The following is a 3,912-nucleotide window of genomic DNA, read 5'->3' as shown; positions in this document are numbered from 1 at the left end:
GTGCGCACGATCTCCTCGGCGACCAGTTCGCTGTTGGCGACGGTGCCCACGCCGCTCTGCGCGATGGAGAAGAGCAGCAGCAACGGAAGCGCGGCACCGGCGTAGGCGAGGACGAGGGTGTTGACGACGGAGGCGATGTGGTCGCGTCCGATACGGATGCCCGCACGGTACAGCGCGCGTCGGCCCAGCGTGGGGTTGGCCTCGTGCAGTTCCCAGACCGCGGACGTCTGGGTGACCGTCACGTCGTCGAGGACTCCGAGCGAGCCGATGATGACGCCGGCCAGCAGCAGGCCGCTCATGTCGATCGACGGATACAGGCCGTGGATCAGCCCGGTGTTGTCGTCGGTGTTGCCGGTGAGCGCGGCCCAGCCGATGAAGAGTGAGCCCAGCACGCCGATCAACATCAGCGAGATCAGTGTGCCGAGCACCGCCACCGACGTACGGGCGGACAGGCCGTGGCACATGTAGAGGGCGATCAGCATGATGGCGCTCGACCCGACGACCGCCACGGCCAGCGGGTTCGAGCCCTGCAGGATCGCGGGCAGGATGAACAGGTTCAGCACCAGGAAGCTGACAGCCAGCGCGACCAGCGCCATGACGCCCCGCAGCCGCCCGACGACCACGACGGCGAGTGCGAAGACACCGGCCAGCAGCGCCATCGGGAGGCGCCGGTTGACGTCGGCGACCGAGTACTGCAGGTCCTTTGGCGCGGAGGGCTCGTAGGCGACCACGACCTTCTCGCCCTGGTGCAGCTGGCGGGACTGGTCGGGCTGCACGATCTCGGTGAACGTACGGCCCTTGTCCTTGCCGGTGTCCACCCGGATCGTGGCCTTCTTGCAAGTACTGGAGTCCTGTTGCTGCGCGGAGGAGCCTTCGGCGGTGGAGGTGTCGCCGGTCGGTGCGGACGCGGAGGCGTTCACCGACTGGCAGCTCACCTCGGTCACCTGGGCGACGGTGGCCTGCTGCGTCTGCCGGTCGAAACCCACGCCGGTGCGCTCGTGCGCCGGGGCGCCGCCCGGCCACAGCACGGCGAGACCGGCCACCACCGCGGCGGCGAACGGGATCAGGATCGCCGCGATGACCTTGCGGAGGTGCTGGGAGACGGGCGCGGCCGGTCCGTGGCTGTGGCTGTGCCCGCCACTGGGCCCCGGACCGTGCCCATGCCCGTGCTCGTGCCCGTGGCCGGTATCGGAGGCGTTCCGGCCGTGCCCGGAGTCGTGTCCGTGCCGCGGTTCGGGCGGCGGATAGGGGTGCTGCTGTGCCGTGGTCACCGCCCGATCATCGCAAGAACGGGACAGGCCCACTGTTCACCGCGCCACACATGACGCTAGCGTGGAGGCACCTTTGCACACGCGGGAGCTCGGAGCACCGGGCTGAGAGGGCGCTGACCTCCGTCTTTGCGATGTTTCACGTGGAACACGCGGTGTTTCACCGTGAAACTCCGGCAGGCGGACACCGCTGCGTCGACCGCCGAACCTGTTACCGGGTAATGCCGGCGTAGGGAGTAGGTCTCATGACCAACAAGGACGTACGCACACCTGCCTCCATGCAGAAGTCCATCGGCTGGCACAAGGGGTACGTGGAGGGCTCACGCCCCGATCTGCGGGTGCCGGTCCGTCAGGTGCACCTCACCAACGGGCAGTCGGTCACGCTGTACGACACTTCGGGCCCGTACACCGATCCGCTCCTCGACACCGACGTCCGCAGGGGGCTGCCGCCGCTGCGGGAGAACTGGATCGTCGCCCGCGGCGACACCGAGGAGTACGCGGGGCGTCCCGTCCGCCCCGAGGACGACGGGATCAGGCACACCTCACCGCGCGGCGGTCTGCGCAACCTCGACGCGGTGTTCCCCGGACGGCCGCGTCAGCCGCGCCGCGGCCGGGAGGGCGGGGCGGTGACGCAGCTCGCGTACGCGCGCCGCGGGGAGATCACACCGGAGATGGAGTTCGCGGCGATCCGGGAGAACATCGCTCCCGAGGTCGTCCGTGAGGAGGTCGCGGCGGGCCGCGCCGTGCTGCCGGCCAACGTCAACCACCCGGAGATCGAGCCGATGATCATCGGCAAGCGGTTCCTGGTGAAGGTCAACGCCAACATCGGCAACTCCGCGGTGACCTCCTCCATCGAGGAGGAGGTGGAGAAGATGACCTGGGCGACCCGCTGGGGCGCCGATACGGTCATGGACCTCTCCACCGGCCGCAACATCCACACCACCCGGGAGTGGGTGCTGCGCAACTCCCCCGTCCCCATCGGCACGGTGCCGCTGTACCAGGCCCTGGAGAAGGTGGACGGCAAGGCCGAGGAACTGACCTGGGAGATCTACAAGGACACGGTCATCGAGCAGGCCGAGCAGGGTGTGGACTACATGACCGTCCACGCCGGCGTACGCCTGGCCTACGTGCCGCTGACTGCGAACCGCAAGACCGGCATCGTCTCGCGCGGCGGCTCGATCATGGCGGCCTGGTGCCTCGCGCACCACAAGGAGTCGTTCCTGTACGAGCACTTCGAGGAGCTCAGCGAGATCCTCGCCGCCTATGACGTCACATACTCCCTGGGCGACGGCCTCAGGCCCGGTTCCATCGCGGACGCCAACGACGAGGCTCAGTTCGCGGAACTGCGCACGCTCGGGGAACTCGGCCGGATCGCCAGGCGTTGCAACGTACAGACCATGATCGAGGGTCCGGGACACGTCCCGATGCACAAGATCAAGGAGAACGTCGACCTTCAGCAGGAGATCTGCGATGAAGCACCGTTCTATACGCTCGGCCCGCTGACGACCGACATCGCGCCGGCCTACGACCACATCACCTCCGGAATCGGCGCCGCGATGATCGCCTGGTGGGGCACGGCCATGCTCTGCTATGTCACGCCCAAGGAGCATCTGGGCCTGCCCGACCGCGACGACGTCAAGACCGGTGTCATCACCTACAAGGTGGCCGCTCACGCCGCCGACCTCGCCAAGGGGCATCCGGGCGCGCAGGAGTGGGACGACGCACTGTCCGACGCCCGCTTCGAGTTCCGGTGGGAGGACCAGTTCAACCTGGCTCTCGATCCGGACACGGCACGGGAGTTCCACGACGAGACCCTCCCGGCGGAACCCGCCAAGACGGCCCACTTCTGCTCGATGTGCGGTCCGAAATTCTGTTCGATGAAGATCTCGCAGGACATCCGCCGCGAACACGGCGCCGGCCAGGCCGAGATCGAGGAGGGCATGGCTCAAAAGGCGAAGGAGTTCGCGGCCTCCGGCAACCGGGTGTACCTGCCGGTCGTGGACTGAGCCCGGCCGCGTGGGCGGAGAGGTGTGCCGGGGCCCTCGGGACGAGGGCTCCGGTCACTCCGGCTGGTGGTCCGGGCCTCCGAAGTCCGGGCTGGTGAAGTCGGGACTGGAGAAGCTCGGGCGAGAGCTCGGGACTCCGTCGTGGGGGCTGCTGAAACCGGGGCGGTCGTAGCCGAGTTGCGGAATGCGGCCGGGCGGCGCCGACGGGTTCGTACGGGCCGGCGCGGGGGAGCCGGCGTCGGCGAGTGCGTCGCGCAGGAACGGCAGGATGCCTCGTTCGAGCAGGGCCTCGTGCCAGGCCTCCCTCGCCTGGGCGAGCTCTTCGGCCGGTTCCCCGTAGGGTCCGGTCTCCAGCGAGGGTTGGTTGCGCAGTGCGGTGAGCAGCAGCCCGGCGGCGGCCACGAGGATCGCCACCGCGGTCACGGCCCCGAACACCCAGCCCGTTGTGATCATGGTCTGGGCGAAGGCCTGCGCGGGGTCGAGCATCTTCAGGAGGTAGCCGACGAGCAGGAAGAGGGCGGCGGCCATCCCGGCCAGGACGGGGGCGAGCACCGCCACGACGGCACCCGCGCCCGCGCCTGCGGTCTCGACGACCCCCTCCACGGTGGCGGCCGGTCCGGTTCCGTCCGGCTCGGCGG

3 protein-coding genes are annotated in these 3,912 nt (G+C 69.2%); 1 reads left to right on the top strand and 2 read right to left on the bottom strand.

Going from position 1 to position 3,912, the window contains the following annotated elements:
* Positions 1 to 1,271: YibE/F family protein (locus RH94_RS31270; RefSeq protein WP_073951708.1), on the bottom strand; the 1,271-nt coding region annotated here is incomplete at its 3' end.
* A gap of 242 nt (positions 1,272 to 1,513) precedes the next feature.
* On the opposite strand from RH94_RS31270, the gene thiC reads away from it, so the two are divergent.
* Positions 1,514 to 3,274, top strand: coding sequence for a phosphomethylpyrimidine synthase ThiC (gene thiC / locus RH94_RS31265; RefSeq protein ID WP_073951707.1), 1,761 nt, complete (start codon positions 1,514 to 1,516; stop codon positions 3,272 to 3,274).
* 54 nt (positions 3,275 to 3,328) lie between these two features.
* On the opposite strand, the gene RH94_RS31260 is transcribed toward thiC, so the two are convergent.
* The coding region (locus tag RH94_RS31260) for a hypothetical protein (RefSeq protein WP_234426155.1) at positions 3,329 to 3,912 on the bottom strand (584 nt) is incomplete at its 5' end.

The sequence above is a fragment of the Streptomyces kebangsaanensis genome (genome assembly GCF_001906585.1).
GTDB lineage: Bacteria > Actinomycetota > Actinomycetes > Streptomycetales > Streptomycetaceae > Streptomyces > Streptomyces kebangsaanensis.
The sequence above is the reverse complement of the archived record's forward strand: the minus strand, read 5'-3'. Positions and strand labels throughout refer to the sequence as shown.

What these genes read in the sequence shown, in the direction of transcription:
- thiC (WP_073951707.1), top strand. Translation starts at nt 1,514, where the DNA reads ATGACCAACAAGGACGTACGCACACCTGCCTCCATGCAGAAGTCCATC.